Origin of the sequence: Microbacterium sp. zg-B96, from assembly GCF_030246865.1 — a bacterium.
In the GTDB taxonomy this organism is placed as follows: Bacteria; Actinomycetota; Actinomycetes; order Actinomycetales; family Microbacteriaceae; genus Microbacterium.
Window position 1 is genome coordinate 235349 of the sequence record NZ_CP126738.1, and the last position, 18214, is coordinate 253562.

18 protein-coding genes are annotated in these 18214 nt (G+C 71.5%); 12 read left to right on the plus strand and 6 right to left on the minus strand.

Annotation, left to right across the window (positions count from 1 at the left end):
• The first annotated feature begins 8 nt into the window (after positions 1-8).
• The 8 genes from folE to QNO11_RS01115 are packed head-to-tail and all read left to right on the plus strand — an operon-like array spanning position 9 to position 5820.
• On the plus strand, positions 9-599 hold the full coding sequence (folE, locus tag QNO11_RS01080; protein WP_257508877.1) for a GTP cyclohydrolase I: 591 nt from the start codon (positions 9-11) through the stop codon (positions 597-599).
• Positions 596-1435 carry a dihydropteroate synthase gene (gene folP / locus QNO11_RS01085; RefSeq protein WP_257508878.1) on the plus strand — a complete coding sequence of 280 codons (840 nt, stop codon included), beginning with the start codon at positions 596-598 and terminating at the stop codon, positions 1433-1435. The genes folE and folP overlap by 4 nt, the downstream gene beginning before the upstream one ends.
• Positions 1432-1803 (plus strand): dihydroneopterin aldolase, encoded by a 372-nt coding sequence (gene folB / locus QNO11_RS01090; protein ID WP_257508879.1) that lies wholly within the window; start codon positions 1432-1434, stop codon positions 1801-1803. The genes folP and folB overlap by 4 nt, the downstream gene beginning before the upstream one ends.
• Positions 1800-2360 (plus strand): 2-amino-4-hydroxy-6-hydroxymethyldihydropteridine diphosphokinase, encoded by a 561-nt coding sequence (gene folK / locus QNO11_RS01095; protein ID WP_257508880.1) that lies wholly within the window; start codon positions 1800-1802, stop codon positions 2358-2360. Before folB ends, folK begins: the two co-directional genes overlap by 4 nt.
• Entirely contained in the window at positions 2357-2854 is a 498-nt protein-coding gene (locus tag QNO11_RS01100; RefSeq protein ID WP_257508881.1) for a DUF3180 domain-containing protein, read from the plus strand. Before folK ends, QNO11_RS01100 begins: the two co-directional genes overlap by 4 nt.
• Positions 2805-3413, plus strand: coding sequence for a PH domain-containing protein (locus tag QNO11_RS01105; RefSeq protein ID WP_374113816.1), 609 nt, complete (start codon positions 2805-2807; stop codon positions 3411-3413). The genes QNO11_RS01100 and QNO11_RS01105 overlap by 50 nt, the downstream gene beginning before the upstream one ends.
• An 11-nt stretch (positions 3414-3424) precedes the next feature.
• Complete coding sequence (locus tag QNO11_RS01110; protein ID WP_257508883.1) at positions 3425-5113, plus strand: PH domain-containing protein; 1689 nt, start codon at positions 3425-3427, stop codon at positions 5111-5113.
• A complete protein-coding gene (locus QNO11_RS01115) occupies positions 5110-5820 on the plus strand; it encodes a DUF2520 domain-containing protein (RefSeq protein ID WP_257508884.1) in 711 nt (236 codons plus the stop codon). Before QNO11_RS01110 ends, QNO11_RS01115 begins: the two co-directional genes overlap by 4 nt.
• 9 nt (positions 5821-5829) lie before the next feature.
• On the opposite strand, the gene QNO11_RS01120 is transcribed toward QNO11_RS01115, so the two are convergent.
• The 6 genes from QNO11_RS01120 to QNO11_RS01150 are packed head-to-tail and all read right to left on the minus strand — an operon-like array spanning position 5830 to position 12782.
• Complete coding sequence (locus tag QNO11_RS01120; protein WP_257508885.1) at positions 5830-7392, minus strand: serine hydrolase domain-containing protein; 1563 nt, start codon at positions 7390-7392, stop codon at positions 5830-5832.
• Positions 7389-9245 (minus strand): membrane dipeptidase, encoded by a 1857-nt coding sequence (locus tag QNO11_RS16255; protein ID WP_306817299.1) that lies wholly within the window; start codon positions 9243-9245, stop codon positions 7389-7391. The genes QNO11_RS01120 and QNO11_RS16255 overlap by 4 nt, the downstream gene beginning before the upstream one ends.
• Before the next feature lie 4 nt (positions 9246-9249).
• Positions 9250-10128, minus strand: a complete 879-nt coding sequence (locus tag QNO11_RS01135; protein ID WP_257508886.1) for an aminodeoxychorismate lyase — start codon at positions 10126-10128, stop codon at positions 9250-9252.
• A gap of 15 nt (positions 10129-10143) precedes the next feature.
• Positions 10144-11268, minus strand: a complete 1125-nt coding sequence (gene menC / locus QNO11_RS01140; protein WP_257508887.1) for an o-succinylbenzoate synthase — start codon at positions 11266-11268, stop codon at positions 10144-10146.
• Positions 11265-11966 (minus strand): MurR/RpiR family transcriptional regulator, encoded by a 702-nt coding sequence (locus QNO11_RS01145; RefSeq protein WP_257508888.1) that lies wholly within the window; start codon positions 11964-11966, stop codon positions 11265-11267. Before QNO11_RS01145 ends, menC begins: the two co-directional genes overlap by 4 nt.
• Before the next feature lie 6 nt (positions 11967-11972).
• Positions 11973-12782 (minus strand): hypothetical protein, encoded by an 810-nt coding sequence (locus QNO11_RS01150; protein WP_257508889.1) that lies wholly within the window; start codon positions 12780-12782, stop codon positions 11973-11975.
• 113 nt (positions 12783-12895) lie between these two features.
• Between QNO11_RS01150 and QNO11_RS01155 the strand changes: the two genes are divergently transcribed.
• The 4 genes from QNO11_RS01155 to QNO11_RS01170 all read left to right on the plus strand — a co-directional run bounded on the left by QNO11_RS01155 (position 12896) and on the right by QNO11_RS01170 (position 18213).
• Complete coding sequence (locus tag QNO11_RS01155; RefSeq protein ID WP_257508890.1) at positions 12896-14032, plus strand: M20/M25/M40 family metallo-hydrolase; 1137 nt, start codon at positions 12896-12898, stop codon at positions 14030-14032.
• 293 nt (positions 14033-14325) lie between these two features.
• A complete protein-coding gene (locus tag QNO11_RS01160) occupies positions 14326-16179 on the plus strand; it encodes an ABC transporter substrate-binding protein (protein ID WP_257508891.1) in 1854 nt (617 codons plus the stop codon).
• A gap of 82 nt (positions 16180-16261) precedes the next feature.
• Positions 16262-17305 carry an ABC transporter permease gene (locus tag QNO11_RS01165; RefSeq protein ID WP_257508898.1) on the plus strand — a complete coding sequence of 348 codons (1044 nt, stop codon included), beginning with the start codon at positions 16262-16264 and terminating at the stop codon, positions 17303-17305.
• Positions 17302-18213, plus strand: a complete 912-nt coding sequence (locus QNO11_RS01170; RefSeq protein ID WP_257508899.1) for an ABC transporter permease — start codon at positions 17302-17304, stop codon at positions 18211-18213. Before QNO11_RS01165 ends, QNO11_RS01170 begins: the two co-directional genes overlap by 4 nt.
• Position 18214: the final 1 nt, after the last annotated feature.

Genomic DNA, 18214 nt, shown 5'->3' on the forward strand with positions numbered 1-18214 from the left:
CTCGGGGTGTGTCCGTCGACCGTGATCGCGTGTCCGCCCTGGTGCGGGAATTGCTCGTTGCGATCGGGGAGGATCCCGACCGTCCGGGCCTGCGGTTGACGCCGCAGCGCGTGGCCGACACCTACGCCGAGTTCTTCGCCGGCGTGGGCGCCGATCCCGCCGAGCCCCTCGCGCACACGATCTCGGTCTCGCGCGGTCCTGCCCCCGACACGCTGCCGTCGGGCGCGGTGATGCTGCGCGACATCCGCTTCCGTTCCATCTGCGAGCACCACCTGCTGCCGTTCGCCGGGCACGCCCACATCGCGTACCTCCCCGGCGAGCAGGTCGTGGGGTTGGGCGCCCTCCCGCGGGTCGTCGACATCCTCGCGTCCCGCCCGCAGGTGCAGGAGCGGCTGGGCGAGCAGGTGGCCGACACGATCGCCGGCGCCATCGACGCCCGCGGCGTGCTGGTCGTGCTCGACGCCACGCATCAGTGCGTCACGATGCGCGGTGGCAGGCAGCCGGATGCCTCGACGGTGACGGTGGCCGCCCGCGGCGAGATGACCGACCCGGCGGCGCGCACCGAGGTCATGGCACTGCTGGCGGGGAGCCGTCGGTGACCGTCGTGATGGGAATCGTCAACGTGACCCCCGACTCCTTCAGTGACGGCGGGCGGTACGCCCAGACGGATGCCGCGATCGCCCACGGCCTGCAGCTGGTCGCCGGCGGTGCCGACATCGTCGACGTGGGCGGTGAATCGACCCGCCCCGGGTCCGAGCGCGTCACCGCGGCGGTCGAGCAGGAGCGGGTGCTGCCGGTCGTGGCGGCCCTGGCCGCCGCGGGGGTCGTGGTCAGCATCGACACCATGAACGCCGACACCGCCGCCGCTGCCGTAGCCGCCGGGGCGCGGATCGTCAACGACGTCTCCGGCGGGCTGGCCGACGACGCCCTGTTCGCCGCTGTCGCCGTCACCGACGCCGAGCTGGTCATCGGCCACTGGCGCGGCCACTCCACCGACATGTACGCCGGGGCGCACTACGCCGACGTCGCCGGCGAGGTCGTGGCCGAGCTGCGCGCCCGGGTGGCGGCGGCCCGCGCCGCCGGCATCCCGACCGAGCGCATCGTCGTCGATCCCGGCATCGGCTTCGGCAAGCGGGGGGACCAGAACTGGCAGGTGCTTTCACGGCTCCCCGAGCTGGTGGCGCTGGGCCCCCGGGTGCTGGTGGGCACGAGCCGCAAGCGCTTCCTGCTCGAGGCGCTCGACGGGCTCGAGACGCTCGAGCCCGCGGATGCCGCCGGGCACGAGGACGATCAGCGGCGGCGCGATCTTGCGACCGCCGTCACCAGTGTGCTGGCGGCGCAAGCAGGGGCGTGGGCGGTGCGCGTGCACGATGTCGCCGCCACGCGCGACGCGCTGCGCGTGGCGCGCGCCTGGCAGGAAGGAGTCGCTTCGTGAGCGACCTCGACGAGATCGCCGTCACCGGCATCCGCGCGTTCGGACATCACGGGGTGTACCCCGACGAGCGCCGCGACGGGCAGGAGTTCGTCGCCGACGTGGTGCTTCACCTGTCGACCGAGCGGGCCGCGGCCAGCGACGACGTCGCCCATACCGTGCACTACGGCGAGCTGGCCGAGCAGGTCGCGGCCATCCTCGCCGGTGACCCGGTGGACCTGCTCGAGACGCTCGCGGCGCGCATCGCGGACGCCGTCCTTGCCCGTGACCTCGTGGAGCGCGTGCGGGTGACGCTGCACAAGCCCGCCGCACCCATCCCGGTGCCGTTCGACGACGTGACCGTGACCATCACCCGCGGGAGGATGCCGTGAACCGCCGACTTGCGCAGGGCATCTCGGCGGACACCGAGACGCCGTCGGTCCCGCCGAGCGTGGCCGTCGTCGCGCTGGGGGCGAACCTGGGTGACCGCGCCGCGACGATGACCGAGGCGGTGCAGCAGCTGGCGCGGATGCCGCTGACGACCGAGATCATCGCGTCGGCACCGATCGAGACCGTCGCGTTGACCGCCGACGGCCCCGATCCGCAGGCGCCGGCCTATCTCAACGCCGTCGCGCTGGTGCACACCCGGCTGGCACCGAGTGTGCTGCTGGAGTACCTGCACGCCATCGAAGCCCACCACGGTCGCCCCCCGCGCGACCGGGACGCCGCGCGGTGGCAGTCGCGCACGCTGGATCTGGACCTCATCACCTACGGTGATGTGCGCAGCGCCGACCCTGCGCTGCTGCTGCCGCACCCCCGCGCGGCGGAGCGCGACTTCGTGCTGCGCCCGTGGTTGACCGTGGACCCCGACGCGGAGCTCCCCGGATACGGCAGGGTGGCCGAACTGCTGCAACGGCTGCGGGACACCGCGGCGGAGGAGCACTCGTGAAACGCACCGGCGCCGGCATCCTGGCCGTCACCGCCCTGCTGGGCCTGGGCGCCGGGTTCCTCGTGGACCAGGCCCTCACCGCGAGCGGGCGGTCCACGTTCTCGCCGTCGCTGATGCTGCCGGTGCTGCTGGTGGCCCTCGGAGCCCTCCTCATCGTGTTCGCGCTGCCGATCGCTCGCGCGACGCGTGGGACCGCCCCCGACGGGGCGCGGCCGGTGAACCCGTTCCAGGCGCTGCGGATCGCGATGCTCGCCAAGGCCTCCAGCATCGTCGGGGCAGGGGTGGCCGGCTTCGCGCTGGGACTCGGTGCCTTCTTGGCCTCCCGGCCGGCCGAACCCTCGTTAGGCTCGGTGGCGACGATCCTCGCGACGGTGATCGGCGGCGCGATCCTCGTGGCGGCAGGACTGGTCGCCGAGCAGCTGTGCACCATCCGGAAGGACGACGATGACCAACCCCCCGCCCCCGGGCCCGGCGCCACTCCCTCCCACCACTGACGGGGGCGTGACCGCGCCGGGGATCGACAGTGCGCTCGACGCCGGCACGTACAACCGGCTGATCGAACCGGGCAGCGAGAACCGGCTCGCGCTGGAACGCGGGGTGTGGCACCAGATCTCCCGTAAGTACCTGTGGGTGCAGCTGATCGCCAACGGTGCCATCCTGCTGATCATCGTCGTCGCGATGCTGGTGCTCGCGCTCGCGCTGCAGCAGACGTGGGCGTTCATCCCCGGCGGCATCCTCACCGTCATCATGGTGTGGACGATCGCGATCATGCCCCGCCAGGTGCGCGCGATCGGCTATCAGCTGCGCGACGACGATCTCGTCTTCCGCCGCGGCATCCTGTGGCAGCGCATGGTCGCGGTGCCGTACGGGCGGATGCAGCTGGTCGACATCACGCACGGACCGCTGGACCGCGGGTTCGGCATCGCCCAGCTGAAGTTCGTCACCGCCGCCGCCACGACCGGGGTGACGATCCCCGGCCTGTCGCAGCAGGCCGCCGAGGCGCTGCGCGACCACCTCATCGCCGTCGCCGAGAGCCGGCGCACGGGCTTGTGACGGATCCCGCGATGACCGACCAGGACACTTCCCCGCCGCCGGCACTCGTTCGTTCGCCGCTCAGTGACGGCGAATGGCACCGCGTGCACCCACTGACTCCGCTGCTGCGCGGCGGGCTCGCCCTTATCGTGGTGGTCGGTGTGATCGTGGCGAACCTCCGCGACCGGCTCATCGCGCTGTTCGTCCCCGGGATGGGGGAGGACGAGGCTGGGGAGTGGGACACCGGCGACGCCATCGACTGGGTGCTCGCCAACAACCTGCTGGTCGTGGCGCTGCTGATCCTGCTCGCGGTCATCCTCGCGCTCGTGGCCGGGTTCTACCTGTCCTGGCGGTTCCACACCTTCCGTATCACCGACGACGACGTCGAGGTGAAAAGCGGCATCTTCTTCCGCACCCAGCGGCGCGCGCCGCTGGACCGCGTGCAGGGCGTCAACCTCACCCGCCCGATGGTCGCGCGGCTGCTGGGGATGGCCAAGCTCGAGGTCGTCGGTGCCGGCACCGACTCCAACGTCAAACTCGACTACCTCACCACGACGAACGCCGAAGAGGTGCGCGCCGACATCCTGCGGCTGGCCTCCGGCCGGCGCCTGGGCGACGCGGCATCCGCCCGCGCCGGCGGCTCGCTGTCGCAGACGGTCAGCCGGGGGCTGACCGGACTCATCGAGGGCGATGACCAGGCATCCAGCGCCCCCGAATCGGTCGTGCACATCCCGGCCGGCCGCCTCGTGGCATCCCAGATCATCAGCCCCGCCACGGTGGGGCTGCTGCTCGGCGTGATCGCCGTCATCATCGGTGCCGTCGCCGGGGTGCCGTGGCTGCTGCTGAGCTTCGTGCCGGCGCTCATCGGTTTCGGCGCCTACTGGATCCGCCAGATCGTGCGGTCGCTGCGGTACTCGATCGCGCCGACCCCCGACGGCGTGCGCATCACCTTCGGCCTGCTGACCACCGTCACCGAGATCGTGCCGCCGGGCCGGGTACATGCGCTCGAGGTGAGCCAGTCGATCCTGTGGCGCGGCTTCGGCTGGTGGACCATCAAGATGAACCGGCTCACCGGGCGCAGCGCCGCGGACACCACGACGGACCAGTTCACCACCGTGCTGCCGGTGGGCACCTACGCCGACGTGGAGCGGGTGCTGCACCTGCTGCTGCCCCACATCGCCGACGGCGATCTGCCGGCGCTCGTGCGTCAGGGGGTCGACGGTCCGGCCGAGGGCGACCCGTTCACGACCACCCCGAAACGCGCCCGCATCATCCGGCTGCTGTCCTGGCGGCGCAACGGCTTCGTGCTGACCGACGACCTGCTGCTGCTGCGACGCGGCGCGATCTGGCGCAAGCTCGCCATCCTGCCGCTGGCGCGGCTGCAGAGCGTGGCGATCCATCAGGGACCGCTGGACCGGCTGCTGCGCGTCGCCGCGGTACGAGGCCACATCGTCACCGGACCCGTCTACGCGAACGTCTCCGCGATTGACCGCGACGACGCGCTGGGCGTGTTCGACGCCGTGGCCGCCGCCGCCGTGCGCGCGGCCGCGACCGACCGCTCGCACCGGTGGGCGGGGGAGGATGACCCGGACCTGCAGGTGCCGCCGATGCTGCGGCGGGTGCGGCCACCCGACCCGGAGCGGCGCGATGCGCTTCCGCCGACCTCCGAGCGGCCGGAGGCGCGGCCGCCGGATGCCGTGCTGCCGGAGGACCCGCGATGATGCGCAGCTCGCGACTCGGGGTCGGGGTGATCGGCGCCGGCCGGGTGGGACCGGTGATCGGTGCGGCGCTGGCCGGCGCCGGACACGCGGTGGTGGGCATCACCGGCGGATCCGACCCCGATCGGGTCGAGGCGATCCTGCCCGGCGTGCCGGTGCTGGATGCCACCGAGGTCGCTCGCCGCAGCGAGCTCGTGGTCATCGCGGTTCCGTCGGCGGAGCTTCCCGGCCTGGTGCAGGGCCTCGCCGATGTCGGCGCGTGGCAGATCGGCCAGCTGGTGCTGCACACCGATCCCTCGTACGGCTTCGGGGTGCTCGCTCCGGCCGCGTCGAAGGGCGCGATCCCGCTCGCGCTGCATCCGGCCATCACCTTCACCGGCACCTCGATCGATGTGCGCCAGCTCGTCGACGCCCACGCCGCGGTGGCGGCGCCGGCGGCCGTGCTGCCGATCGCGCAGGCGCTGGCGGTGGAGCTCGGTTGCGAACCGGTCGTCATCGCCGAAGAGGATCGCGCCGCCTACGCCGAGGCGATCGCGACGGCCACCGAGTTCTCGCGGTCGATCGTGGCGCAGTCCACCGCCCTCCTCGCGCAGGCGGGCGTGGTCAATCCCGGCAGCTACTTGGCCACGCTCGTGCATTCCACGATCGATCAGGCCCTCACCGCCGCCGGCCGGGGCGCCGCGGAGGACGGGCTCAGCTCGCTGGGCTGAGCCGAAGCCTCACCCGAGGTCCACGGCGTGGTGGTCGGTCACATCCGCCGTCTCGTCCTCGGGTTTGCGGCCGGTCGGGCCGGCGATGGCGATCGTGAACGCCTGCACGATCGGGTCGGGCAAGCCCACCATGCGCACATCGCAGACCAAGGCGCCGCGCTCGCACGGCACGCTCCAGCGCAGCGCGGAGCCGTCGGTCGCCCCGATCACCCGCTGCTCGAGCGGCGCCAGGTCGGGGCGCACCGGTCCGACCTGGGCCAACGCCGCACGCAGGCGCTGCTCGCGCACCGGCTCGGGGACGTCCCGCAGCACGTTGCGGGCCAGGAGCGCTCCGGCATCCGACAGCGGCCGGCCGGTGCGCAGCAGCAGGTCGATGCGGCGGGCGGCGGCGATGGTCTGCCGCCAGGGCCGCACGACGGCCGACGGCGCGTGGATGCGGCCCAGCACGTCGCCGAGCATGGCGCCGGCGACACCGCCCGCACCGAACGCGTCGCTGTTGCCGAACACGACGACCCCGATGCCGGTGGCCGGGTGCCACCGCATGTGCGAAGAGAAGCCGGGAAGCCCCCCGGCGTGCTGCACGATGCGGCCGAAGCGCCGGTCGTGCTCGATCATGAGCCCGTACCCGTAGCCGGCCCCGTCGAGGTCGCGGCCGGCGAACCTGCTGCCGCCGGCGGGCATCAGGGTGCGGGCCGTCTGCATCTCGCGGCGGGACGCGGCGCCGAGCACATCGGGCGCGGCGGGGTCGTCCCCGAACGCCGAGCCGAGGAACTGCATCCACGTCGCGATGTCGTCGACGGTGCTGAACAGGCTGCCGATGCACGCCAGCGCGCCCGAGCCGACATAGGGCTCCGGGGTGAACGTGGCGCCGTCGTCGAACGTCCGGAAGCCCGCGGCCAGGTCGGTGCCGGTGGGATAGTCCCCGGCGTCGGGGCGCGTGTGGGTCAGGCCCAGCGGTTCGAGGATGCGCTCGCGCACGACGCTCTCCACGTCGCGCCCGGTCACCGCCTCGATGGCGCGGCCGACGAGCGACTGGCCGATGTTGGAGTACTGGTACTCGGTACCAGGCCGCGCCGACAGCGTCAGGCCGGCGGCCACGAGGGTGGCCATCTGCTCGCGCGAGTCGCCCAGATGGTCATCGCCCCACGGGTTGTCTTCGGCGAGCCCGCCGCGGTTGGACAGCAGGGCGTCGAGCGTCGTCACCGCGGGCGCGCCGTCGAACCGCGCCGCGGCCAGGCCCGGCACGAGGCGATCGGCCGGGGCATGCAGGTCGAGCAGCCCCTCGTCCCGCAGCGACAGCGCGGTGGCTGCCAGGAAGCTCTTGGACATCGACGCGATGCGAAAGACGGTGCGCCGACCGGTGGCGACGCCGTCCCGTCGCGGCTGGCCTTGGCGGGCCACGGCGATTATCCGGCCGCGGTGGGAGACGGCGGCGATGCACGCCGGCGCCCTGCGGATCGTGTCGGCATCCAGGTGATCGGCCAGTGCGGCCTCGGCCTGCGCAGCCCACTCAGCGGGCGCTTCGGCAGGCGGAACGGCATGGCGGATGCCGACGGTGCGGTGCCCGGTCATGAGAGGGGTGCCCCGACCGCTGCGCAGTCGTCGGCTGCGACCGCGGTGGTGGCCAGGCGGGCATCGGCGGCGGCACGCACCTCGGCGGCGAACGCGCCCGTGAGCGCGCGACTGACCCGCGTGTTGTGTTCGTCGACGGCGCGCGCGGCATCCACCAGCTCCGCCACCGGCCGATCCCCTGGCGCCGGCGTGGTCGGCTCCTGCCAGTTCTGCAGGTCGTCGGCGCACACCTCGGGGTGGAACTGCACCCCCCGCACGTGCCGGCCGAGCCGGAACGCCTGGTGCGCGACGGCGTCGCTGGATGCGAGCAGGACGGCGTCCGGCGGCAGTGCCGTGATCATGTCCTGATGGTTCTCGATCATCGGTGCCCCGGCGCCGAGGGCTTGCATGACCGGGTCCGCCCGGCCCGCCGCGGAGGTGGTGATCGCGGTCGCGCCGCGCTCCTTCGGCCCGAACGACGCGCGCACTTCGCCGCCGGCGACGTGTGCCAGCAGCTGTCCGCCCAGGCACACGCCGAGGGTCGGCAGGTCGGCATCGATGGCCTGCCGCGCGAGCTGCCGCTCCTGCGCGAGCCAGGGCGCCTGGTCGTCCTCGTCGGGCATGAGTCCGCCGCCCAGCAGCAGCAGTCCGTCGTAGCCGGCGATGTCACCGGGCAGGCCGTCGGCACCGCGCACCAGCTCGACGGCGATGCCCTCCTCCTCGAGCCACCGGCGGAGACGCCGCGGACCGGAGGAATCGTCGTTCTGCACCGCCAGCACGCGGGGGCGCGCCGCGGCACGCGCCGCGGTGTCGACGGCGCAGGTCAGCGCCGCAGCTGACGGGGGTGCGGCGCGGCCGGCGAGGAACGCGAGGTGATCGACATCCGACGCCGCCAGCACGCGCAGCACGTTGCCGTGGGCGAGGGCCTCCAGCTCGCCCTGCGACCAGCCGCGGCGGCGCAGTTCGGCCAGCAGATCCTGGTACGTCGACACGTCGTGGAGCCCGGTGGGCATGGCATCCGTTCCGTCGTAGTCGGCACCGAGACCGACCGCGTGCACTCCCGCGACGGCGCGGACGTGCTCGATGTGGTCGGCGACCTGCGAGATGCCCACCTCGGGCGCGGGACCCTGCTGGCCGGCGAGCACCCAATCGCGACGCGCCTGGGACACGAACGAGGGGACGAAGGCCACCATGACCACGCCGCCGCCGGCGCCGATCGCGGCCAGCACGTCGTCGGGCACGTTGCGAGGGTGATCGCACAGCGCAAGCGCTGCCGAGTGGCTGACGATCACGGGGCGGATGCTCACCTGCAGCGCGTCGCGCATCGTGCTCGGCGCCACGTGCGCGAGGTCCACCAGCACGCCGATGCGGTTCAGTTCGCGTACGACCTCGCGCCCGAACTCGCTCAGCCCGCCGTGGCGCGCGACGTCGGTGGCGGAGTCAGCCCAGTCCGTCGTCAGCGACCACGTGAGAGTGAGGTAGCGCGCCCCCAGCCGGGCGTACTGGCGCAGCACCGCGAGCGAGCCGTTCAGCTGCGCACCACCCTCGACGCCGATGAGGCAGGCCAACCGTTCCGCCGCCATCGCGGCGCGCACGTCGGCGGCGGTTCGGGCGAACGCGAGCCGGCCGGGGTGATCGCCGACCAGCCGGTGTACGAAGTCGATCTGTTCCAGGGTCGCGGTGACCTGCTCGGCGCCCGTCAGCACGGGGTCCACCCACACCGACCAGAACTGCCCCGCCACGCCGCCGGCAGCCAGCCGCGGCAGGTCGGTGTGCAGCTGCGGCACAGCACCGCGCAGCCCGCTGGTGTCATAGCCGCAGTGTTCGCGGCTGGCCCAGGGGAGGTCATTGTGCCCGTCGATGACAGGGATCATGTCGTCACGCCCTCCGCGCGTCCAGGTGATTGCGCAGCCGCGCCGTCGTCACGTCGTCGACCGGACACGGCGCCCCGTCGATCGACCGTACCGCCGCGGCGCCTCGCACACTCGAGCACAGCCACGCCGCGTCGGCGCGCAGCAGGTCGGGAACCATCAGCGGTCGCGTCGACACGTGCTCGCCCCAGGCTCGGAGACCCGCGAACACGTCCGCCTGCGTCGTTCCGGGCAGGACGCCCAGTTCGGCCGGCGGGGTGACGTACTCGCCGTCGATCCGCGCGACCAGGGTCGAGGTCGGCCCCTCCAGAACGAACCCGTCGCTGCTGACGAAGACGACGTCCTGCGCGCCGCGGCGGGCGGCTTCCCGCAGCGCTGCCATGTTGATCGCGTACGAGAGCGTCTTGGCGCCCTGCAGCAGCCAGGGCGATGTTTCGGCGACGTCGTGGCGGTAGCCGCGGTCCAGCAGCACGACATCCAGCGCGGCGGGGGCTGCGGCCGGCGCGAGGGAGGCGAAGCCGAGCGCCCAGCCGGTGGGTACCCCGTCGCCCGCTTCGTCGCCGCGCGACAGCACGATCTTCACCGCGGCGCGCGGGTGCCGCCCGCTCAGATCGTCCGCGGCGGTCAGCACGGCGTGGCGCCACAGCTCCCGGCTCGGCGCGGGCAGGTCCAGCAGCCGCGCCGACCGCTGGAAGCGGTCGAGATGCTCCTCGAGGGCCTGCGGCACGCCGCGGATCACGACGATCGTCTCGAAGATCCCGTCACCGCGGGCGGCGCTGAGGTCGGTCGCGGTGAGCAATGCCCCGCGCGGATCGACGCGCTGCAGGAACCGGGCGGGATCCTCGTCGGCGGCGAGGTCGAGGACGTAGAGGACGAGCGGGTCCATGCGGGGTTTCCTGTCTCAGGCGGCGATGGCCGCGGTGTCGAAGTGGCGTGAGGTGTTCTCGAGGATCCAGTCGGTGTCGACAGCATGGCCAAGCCCCGGGGTGCGGGGGACATCAACCCTGCCGTCTCGCGCGACGACGGGCGGCACGATGACGTCGCGCGCGTAGTACTTGTCCGACCCCGACACATCGGAGGGCAGCGTGAACCCCGGCAGCGACGACAGGGCGACGTTGGCGGCGCGGCCCACGCCGAACTCGTGCATCCCGCCGCACCACACCGGAATCCCGGCGTTCAGTGCGACATCGTGCGCGCGGCGGGCGAGGGTGAGGCCGCCCATGCGGGAGACCTTGATGTTGAGCACCCGCCCGGCATCGAGGGCGAGCATCGTGCGCAGGTCCCCCAGGTCGACCACCGACTCATCGAGGCACAGCGGGGTGGCCAGCTGCGCCTGCAGTCGTGCGTGCGCGACGAAGTCCCGCGGCGCGAAGGGCTGCTCGATCATGGTCAGCCGTTCGCTGTCCAGGCCGCGGAACACCGCCACGGATTCGGCGGTGTCGGGATAGGCCCCATTGGCATCCACGTGCAGATCGAGGTCGGGATAGGCCGCGCGCACCGTTCGCACCGGTGCCACGTCCCAGCCGGGCGCGATCTTCAGCTTGACCCGGCCGTAGCCGGCGGCGAGCTGGCGGTCCACCTGCGCGAGCAGCGCGTCCAGTCCCGGCTCGATCCCGAGCGAGACCCCCGCCGCGACCGACTGGCGGGTGCCGCCCAGCGCCGTGGCCAGCGGCTGGCCGCTCGCGCGGGCATGCAGGTCCCAGGCGGCGATGGAGAAACCCGCCTTCGCGAACTCGTGGCCGCGGATCTTCGCCCACACCTGCTCGAGTTCGGCCGGGGTGTCCCACGCGGAGCCCAAGACTGCGGGGACGAGGTAGCGCACCGCGATGGTCCAGGCCGTCTCGGTGGTCTCCGACCCGTAGAACGGATCGGCCGGCGACGCGATCTCGCCCCAGCCGACGGTCCCGTCGGCATCGGTGGCTTCCACCAGCAGGTGGTCCAGCCCGGTCTTGCGGTGCGAGCTCGTCTCGAACCCGTGCACGAGCGGCAGGCCGACTTGGAACAGGCGCAATCGGTCGATCCTCACGCGTCGGTCTCCTTGTTCTGCTCCGGATGGTAGAGCCCGAGGTCGGCGGCGAACCGGTCCCTGCCGGCCAGGCGTCGTCTGGCACCCTTCGCGCTGGCGGTGGTCAGCGTGCTGAGCAGATGGCACACCGCGGCCACCGCGGTGGGGGAGTCGGCGAACGAGGCCGAATGCGTGTGCACGCGGATCACCGCCGCTGCCACGCCGGTCAGCGGCGCGTTCTCGCTGTCGGTGATCAGGATGAGCTGTCCGCCTGCCTCATGGAAGAGCTGCCCGAACCGCACCGTCTCTTCGCGGTAGCGGCGCATGGTGAACGCCACCAGCACATCGGATGCCCGCACGTCGGTGAGGACGGTCAGGGGAGACAGGGCACGGCCGTCCACCAGGAACACGTTGGAGAGGGTGGTCGACAGGTCGGCATTGAGCAGCTCTGCGTAGGCCGCCGTCTTGCCGCGGCCGGTGATGTAGCGCCGGCGTGCGCCCAGAATCAACGCCGCCGCGTGCGCGACCTCGCCGGTGCGGCTGAGCTCCTCGAACGTGCGCGCCAGCGATCGGGCCTCAGCCTCGATGACGCGCGCCTGCAGCGACTCGGCCGAGATGTTGGTGCGGAAGCGCTCGCCGTAGCGTGCGCCGGGGGAATCCAGCGAGCGGTCCAGTTCGCTGTCGTCGACGTCGTCCACGTCGTCCGGTTCGGTCGTCATCGTCCCTCACCCCTTCCGTTGTGCCGACAGGTACACGGCGGTCTCGGTGTCGATCCGTCGGCAGGCGACCAGCACGCGGTCCCCCGCCAGCATCGACGTCAGCCCGTCCCGCACCCGGGCGCGCAGGCCGTCGGCGGCGGCATCCGCTTCGCCGCGCAGTCCGCTCACCCCGATGCCGCCCGCCGGGACGGCGAGCCACGACGCCGGCTGCGTGGAGCCGTCCGTGCCGGTGGCAACCGCGTCGACGACGCGTCCCCAGTCGGCGCGGCCCAAGGCGGGCGGCTGGGCGCCGCGCACCGCGTCATACGGGTCCAGTGCGCGTTGCAGCGGCCAGTCCACGAGCACCCGGTCGGTGCCGGGGCGGTCGTAGTAGTCGGGTACGTACGCGACACCCTCGGCGTGCAGCGCCGAGAAGTTGAAGTGCGCGTTGCGCGCCAGCAGCGGGTCGAACGTCCAGCGCATCGTGGTGTGCCCCCACTGAAGCGCGATGTCGCGCTGGCACTCCTTCAGCAGCCGGCCCACCCCGCGCCCCTGGTAGCGCGGGTCGACCACCGCGGCCTGCGAGTAGTGGAAGTCACACCCGGCGGCGTCGCGCCCGGCGAAGCCGTAGGCGAAGCCGATGAGTTCGCGTGCCGGAGTGAAGACGCCCACCGCCGAGCCGCCGTTGCGCGCCAGCGCAGTGAGAAGGTTGGGGTTCAGGGAGAAGTCGCGGTCGGCATAACCGAAGACCCGCTCGTACAGCACCGCCGCCGCGCGGTAGGCCGCAGCGTCGCCCAAGCGTTCCGCGCGGAGGGGCATGGCGGGCGCGTGGGGCACGATACGTATCCGATGTTGGGGGGTGGGGAGAGGTATGAGACTGAAATTATCCGACCACCCCCGCCGTCACAAGACCCGATATGTTACGTAAAACGAAATTCTGAGGGAGTCACATGAGCGACGCCATCTCCGAACAGGCGACCGTCCTGGAGCGGCTGGAGCAGCTGGTGCGCCTCGAGTCGCCGTCGCGGGACATCGCCGCGAGCGAGGCGATCGCCGACCTGTTGCGCCAGTGGTGGGAGGCTCTCGGCGCCCGCGTGCGGCTCGTGCGCACGGATGCCGGGCTCACCCTGGTCGCCGATCTCGACGGCGCGGGCGCCCCGATTCTGCTGGTCGGCCACTCCGACACGGTGTGGCCCCGCGGCACCCTGCAGGCCGACCTGCCGTGGGCGGTCGACGGCGACATCGTGCGGGGTCCGGGTGCATACGACATGAAGAGCGGCCTGGTCGTGATGCTCGCGGCGGTGCAGCGCCTCGCCGGCCGGGCGCACCGCGCGGTGCGGGTCGTGGTGGTGTGCGACGAGGAGATCGGCTCTCCCACCACGCAGGCGCTGGTGCGCGAGGCCGCGCAGGGCGCCGCCGCCGCGATCGGGTTCGAATCCCCCCACCCGGACGGCGCCCTGAAGGTGGGGCGGCGCGGCAGCACGCGGCTGCGGCTGTCGGTGCGCGGGCGCGCCGCACACGCCGCCCTCGACCCGGCCGCCGGCGTGTCGGCGATCGACGAGCTGGTCGATCAGCTGCTCGCGGTACGCCGGATCGCGTCGGACCCGCAGCTGCCCAGCGAGGTGTTGTGCAACGTCGGCGTCATCCGCGGCGGCACCGCGGCGAACGTGGTGTCGGCCGAGGCGGATGCCGAGATCGGACTGCGCTTCATCGATCCGGTCACAGAGGAGAAGGTGCTGGCGCAGCTGGGTCGGCTCGCACCGGTCCGCGCCGGTGCGTCGGTGGAGTGCGCCCTGCTCAGCCACCGCCCCGCCTGGCTGGCATCCGACGCCGACGCCTCGCTGCTGGCTGCCATCGCGGGCGCCGGCGCGACGCGGGGCCAGCAGGTCGACGGCCGGTCGGCGGCCGGCGCGGGCGACACGAACCAGGTGGCGGGCTTCGGCATCCCCACCGTCGACGGGTTCGGTCCGCGTGGCGGCGGCGCGCACGCGCTCTCGGAACACCTGTCACTGACATCGCTGTCCGAACGCATCGCCCTGCTGGAGGCGGTGCTGCTGGCTGGAGTGAGTGCGACCGATCATCCGTAACGGATCATCTGATCGCGCCGGACGGCCTGAGAACGAACCGGGACTGAGCGGTGTGCGGCCCGAATTTATGCCTGGTTGCGCAGATTGACCGAAACGGAAGATTTCTTCTCGCGTCGTGGTCATTTCGTGTGTTGTTCCACGAGTGCGGCGCAATGTAACAGTCGTGTGAAATCGTGGCCGGATCCCCACGATCGGTCACAAATACGTTGACCGCATCGTCGACGATGAGGTTCTATGTAGTCCATCGCCGGCCCGGCCTGCCGCGGCCAAGGTTCTCCCTGAAAGGAACCCCCATGCCCAATCGTCCTCGGACCCGTGCCCGCCGGGCGCTGGCAGTGGTCGCGGCAGCCGCGCTGATCGCACTGCCGGTCGGCGCCGCACACGCATCGGATACGGCCCCTGCCGCCCGTGCCGTGGCCGCCGAAGCCACGTCGACGCCTGACGCCGACGCCACGACCTTCCGCATCGCCACTTCCGGTTTCGTCGACACGTTCAACCCGTTCGTGTCCATCTACCTGACGCCGACGAACATCCTGCGCTACGTCTACGAGTACCTCGTGCAGAACGACGCCGAGGACGGCTCGCCGACGAAGGGTCTTGCCGACAGCTGGGAGGTCGAAGACGGCGGCATGACCTGGGTCTACACGCTGCAGGACGACCTGACCTGGTCGGACGACGAGCCCATCACCTCGGCAGACGTCGTCTACACCTACGAGCAGATGATGTCCGTGCCCGAACTGAGCGTGGCCAACGGCAACCTGGTGTCGAACTTCGAAAGCGTCGAGGCACCCGACGACAAGACCGTCGTCATCAACCTGAAGACCCCGCAGGCACCCAACCCGGGCACCGAGGTGCCGATCGTCCCCCAGCACATCTGGGAGGAGATCGACGACCCGGCGACCTTCGCCAACGACGCCGACGTCGTCGGCTCGGGGCCCTACCTGCTCGACAGCTACAGTGCGAACCAGTCGATCACGCTGCGCGCCAACCCGAACTTCTGGCAGGGGGCTCCCGCGGTCGACCGCATCCAGTACGTCTACTACACCAACTCCGACGCGCAGGTGCAGGCGCTGCGCTCGGGCGAGGTGGACTTCGTCTCCGGACTCACCCCGACCCAGTTCGACGCGCTGGAGGATGTGGAGGGCATCACGACGCACTCCGGTGTGGGGCGTCGCTACCACTCCATCAGCATCAACCACGGCACCGTCACCCGTGACGGGCAGGCATACGGCACCGGCAACGAAGCACTCAAGGATGTCAACGTGCGCCAGGCGCTGCGCCTGGGAACCGACACCGAGACCCTGCTCGAGCGAGTGATGGAGGGTCGTGGCGAGCTGGCCACCAGCTTCATCCCCTCGTCGTTCCCGAAGTGGGCCCTTCCCGCCGACGACGACGTGATCATGTCGTACGACCCCGAAGCGGCCATGGCCAAGCTCGAGGAAGCCGGCTGGACCGTGGGCGCGGGCGGCATCCGCGAGAAGGACGGCACCCCGCTGCAGCTGCGCCTGCTGGTGGATGCCGACGACCTCACCGAGCAGTCGATCGCCGAGTACTTCGTGCCGTGGATGGCCGAGATCGGTGTCGGCATCACGGTGGAATCCACCGACGGCGACACCATCAGCGCCCGTTCGGTCGCGGCTGACTACGACCTGTACTTCAGCGGGTGGAGCGTCAACCCCGACCCCGACTACCAGCTGGGCATCAACCTGTGCTCGACGCTGCCCACCGGCACCGACGGCTCCGGCGGCACCAGCCAGGACGGCTACTGCAACGAGGAGTTCGACGAGCTGTACGCTCAGCAGCGCTCCGAACTGGAGGAGGAGAAGCGCCAGGAGATCGTCCACGAGATGCTGGCGATGAACTACACCGACACCGCGCAGATCGCCACGTGGTACGCCAACTCGCTGGAGGCCTACCGCTCCGACCGGTTCTCCGGCTTCACGCTGCAGCCCGCCGAGGGTGGCATCATCGCCAGCCAGGCCGGCTACTGGGGCTTCCTCACCGTTGAGCCGGTCGAGGGCGCCGTCAGCGACGAGGGCGGTGTGCCCACCGGCCTCATCGTCACCGGAGTGGTCGTCGTGCTGATCGTCCTCGGCGTGCTGATCTTCGTCCTGCTGCGACGTCGCAAGATGGCCGACGTCGAATGAGTGACGGGGGCGCCGCCGCGGGGTCCACTCCCGCGGCGGCGCCCCTTCTCACATCCCCGAAGCTCACTGAGGAAAGAACCGCATGACCAACACGGTGCCGCCCACCGAGGAGATCCTCCTCGCCGAGTCGGGTTCGGATGGTGCCCCGCGTCGCGTCTCGGCGCTGTCCTACTTCCTCACCAAGCTCGGCGGCGCCGCGGTGAGCATGGTGATGGTGATCCTGCTCGGGTTCTTCGCCTTCAAGGTGCTCCCCGGCGACCCCGTCGCCAGCATCGCCCGCGAGCGGCAGCTCAGCCCCGAGCAGATCGCACAGCTGCGCACCCAGATGGGGCTCGACAAGCCGCTGTGGCAGCAGTTCGTCGACTATCTGGTGAACGTGTTCACACTCAACTTCGGCGAGAGCTACGTCTACAAGATGCCGGTGGGCGAGCTCATCGGCGAGTACTTCTGGAACACGATCCTGCTCACCGGCACCTCCGCCGTCATCGCCATCACCCTCGGCCTCTGGCTCGGGCAGAAGGCCGGCTGGAAGCCGGGCTCGCTGTTCGACCGGATCACCTCGGGCATGGCGCTGGTGCTGTGGTCGGTGCCGACGTTCTGGCTCGCGCTGATCCTGCTCATGATCTTCGGTGGCACGCTGGGGTGGTTCCCCACCGGCGGCATGACCTCCCCCGATCCGCCCGCCGACCTGTTCGCTCGGATGCTCGACGTCGCGGCGCACATGGTGCTGCCGGTGATCACGATGGTGGCGGTCGTCTACGCGCAGTACGTGATGGTCATGCGCGCCTCGCTCATGGAGGAGAAGAGCGCCGACTACCTCACCACCGCCCGCGCCAAGGGCCTGCGCGACGACCTGGTGCGCCGCCGCCACGCCGTGCCCAACGCGCTGCTGCCCGCCGTCACGCTGATGTTCCTGCACATCGGCGGTCTCATCGCCGGTGCCGTCACGGTGGAGACGGTGTTCTCCTGGCCGGGGCTCGGAAAGCTCACGTTCGAGGCCATCAGCGGTCCCGACCTGCCGCTGCTGCAGGGCACCTTCGTCGTCTTCTCGGCGGTCATCATCGCCACCAACCTGATCGCCGACTTCATCTATCGACGGCTCGACCCGAGAGTGAGGCGCGGATGAGCGCGGTCACCGCATCCCGTTCGCCGCGCAGCATGGCGTGGGCGCGGCGGCGCGCCGCCTTCGGGCAGTTCGCCCGGGAGTTCTCCCACAGTCGGTCCGGCATGGTCGGGCTGATCTTCCTGGTCGTCATCGTCACGCTCGCCGTGTTCGCACCGGTGCTCGCGCCGGCGTGGATGCTCGATGTGACCCGGGTGATGGATTCGCCGCGGTTCGCGCCGCCCTCCTGGGAGCATCCGCTGGGCACCGACCATCAGGGCCGGGAACTGTGGGTGCGGATGCTGTGGGGCGCGCAGGTGTCGCTGCTGGTCGGGTTCGCAGCCACCGCGATGTCGATGATCATCGGCACGATCGTGGGCATCGCGGCGGGCCACTTCACCGGGTTCGCCGGAGCCGTGCTCATGCGCATCATCGACTTCTTCCTCGTGCTGCCCTCGCTCATCCTCGCCATCGTGCTGTCCACCGTGCTCTCGCGCGGAGTGTGGACGATCGTCATCGCCATCGGCCTGACGTCATGGGCCGGTACGGCCCGGGTGGTGCGCGCGCAGACGCTCTCGGTGGAATCCCGTGACTACGTCGAGCGTTCCCGGGTGCTCGGGGCGGGCCACTGGCACATCATCGTCAAGCACCTGCTGCCGGCCGTGCTTCCCCTGGTGCTGGCCAACACCACCCTCACCGTCGGCTCGGCGATCATCTCCGAATCCACGCTGGCGTTCCTGGGGCTGGGCGACACCACACTGCAGTCGTGGGGTGCCGTGCTGCGGAACTCGATGGACGTCTCCGCCGCCACCAGCGGCTACTGGTGGTACGTGCTCATCCCGGGCCTGGCGATCGTGCTGGTCGTGCTCGCCTTCACCCTCGTCGGCCGCGCCGTCGAGACGATCGTCAACCCGACGCTGCGGAGCCGCTGAC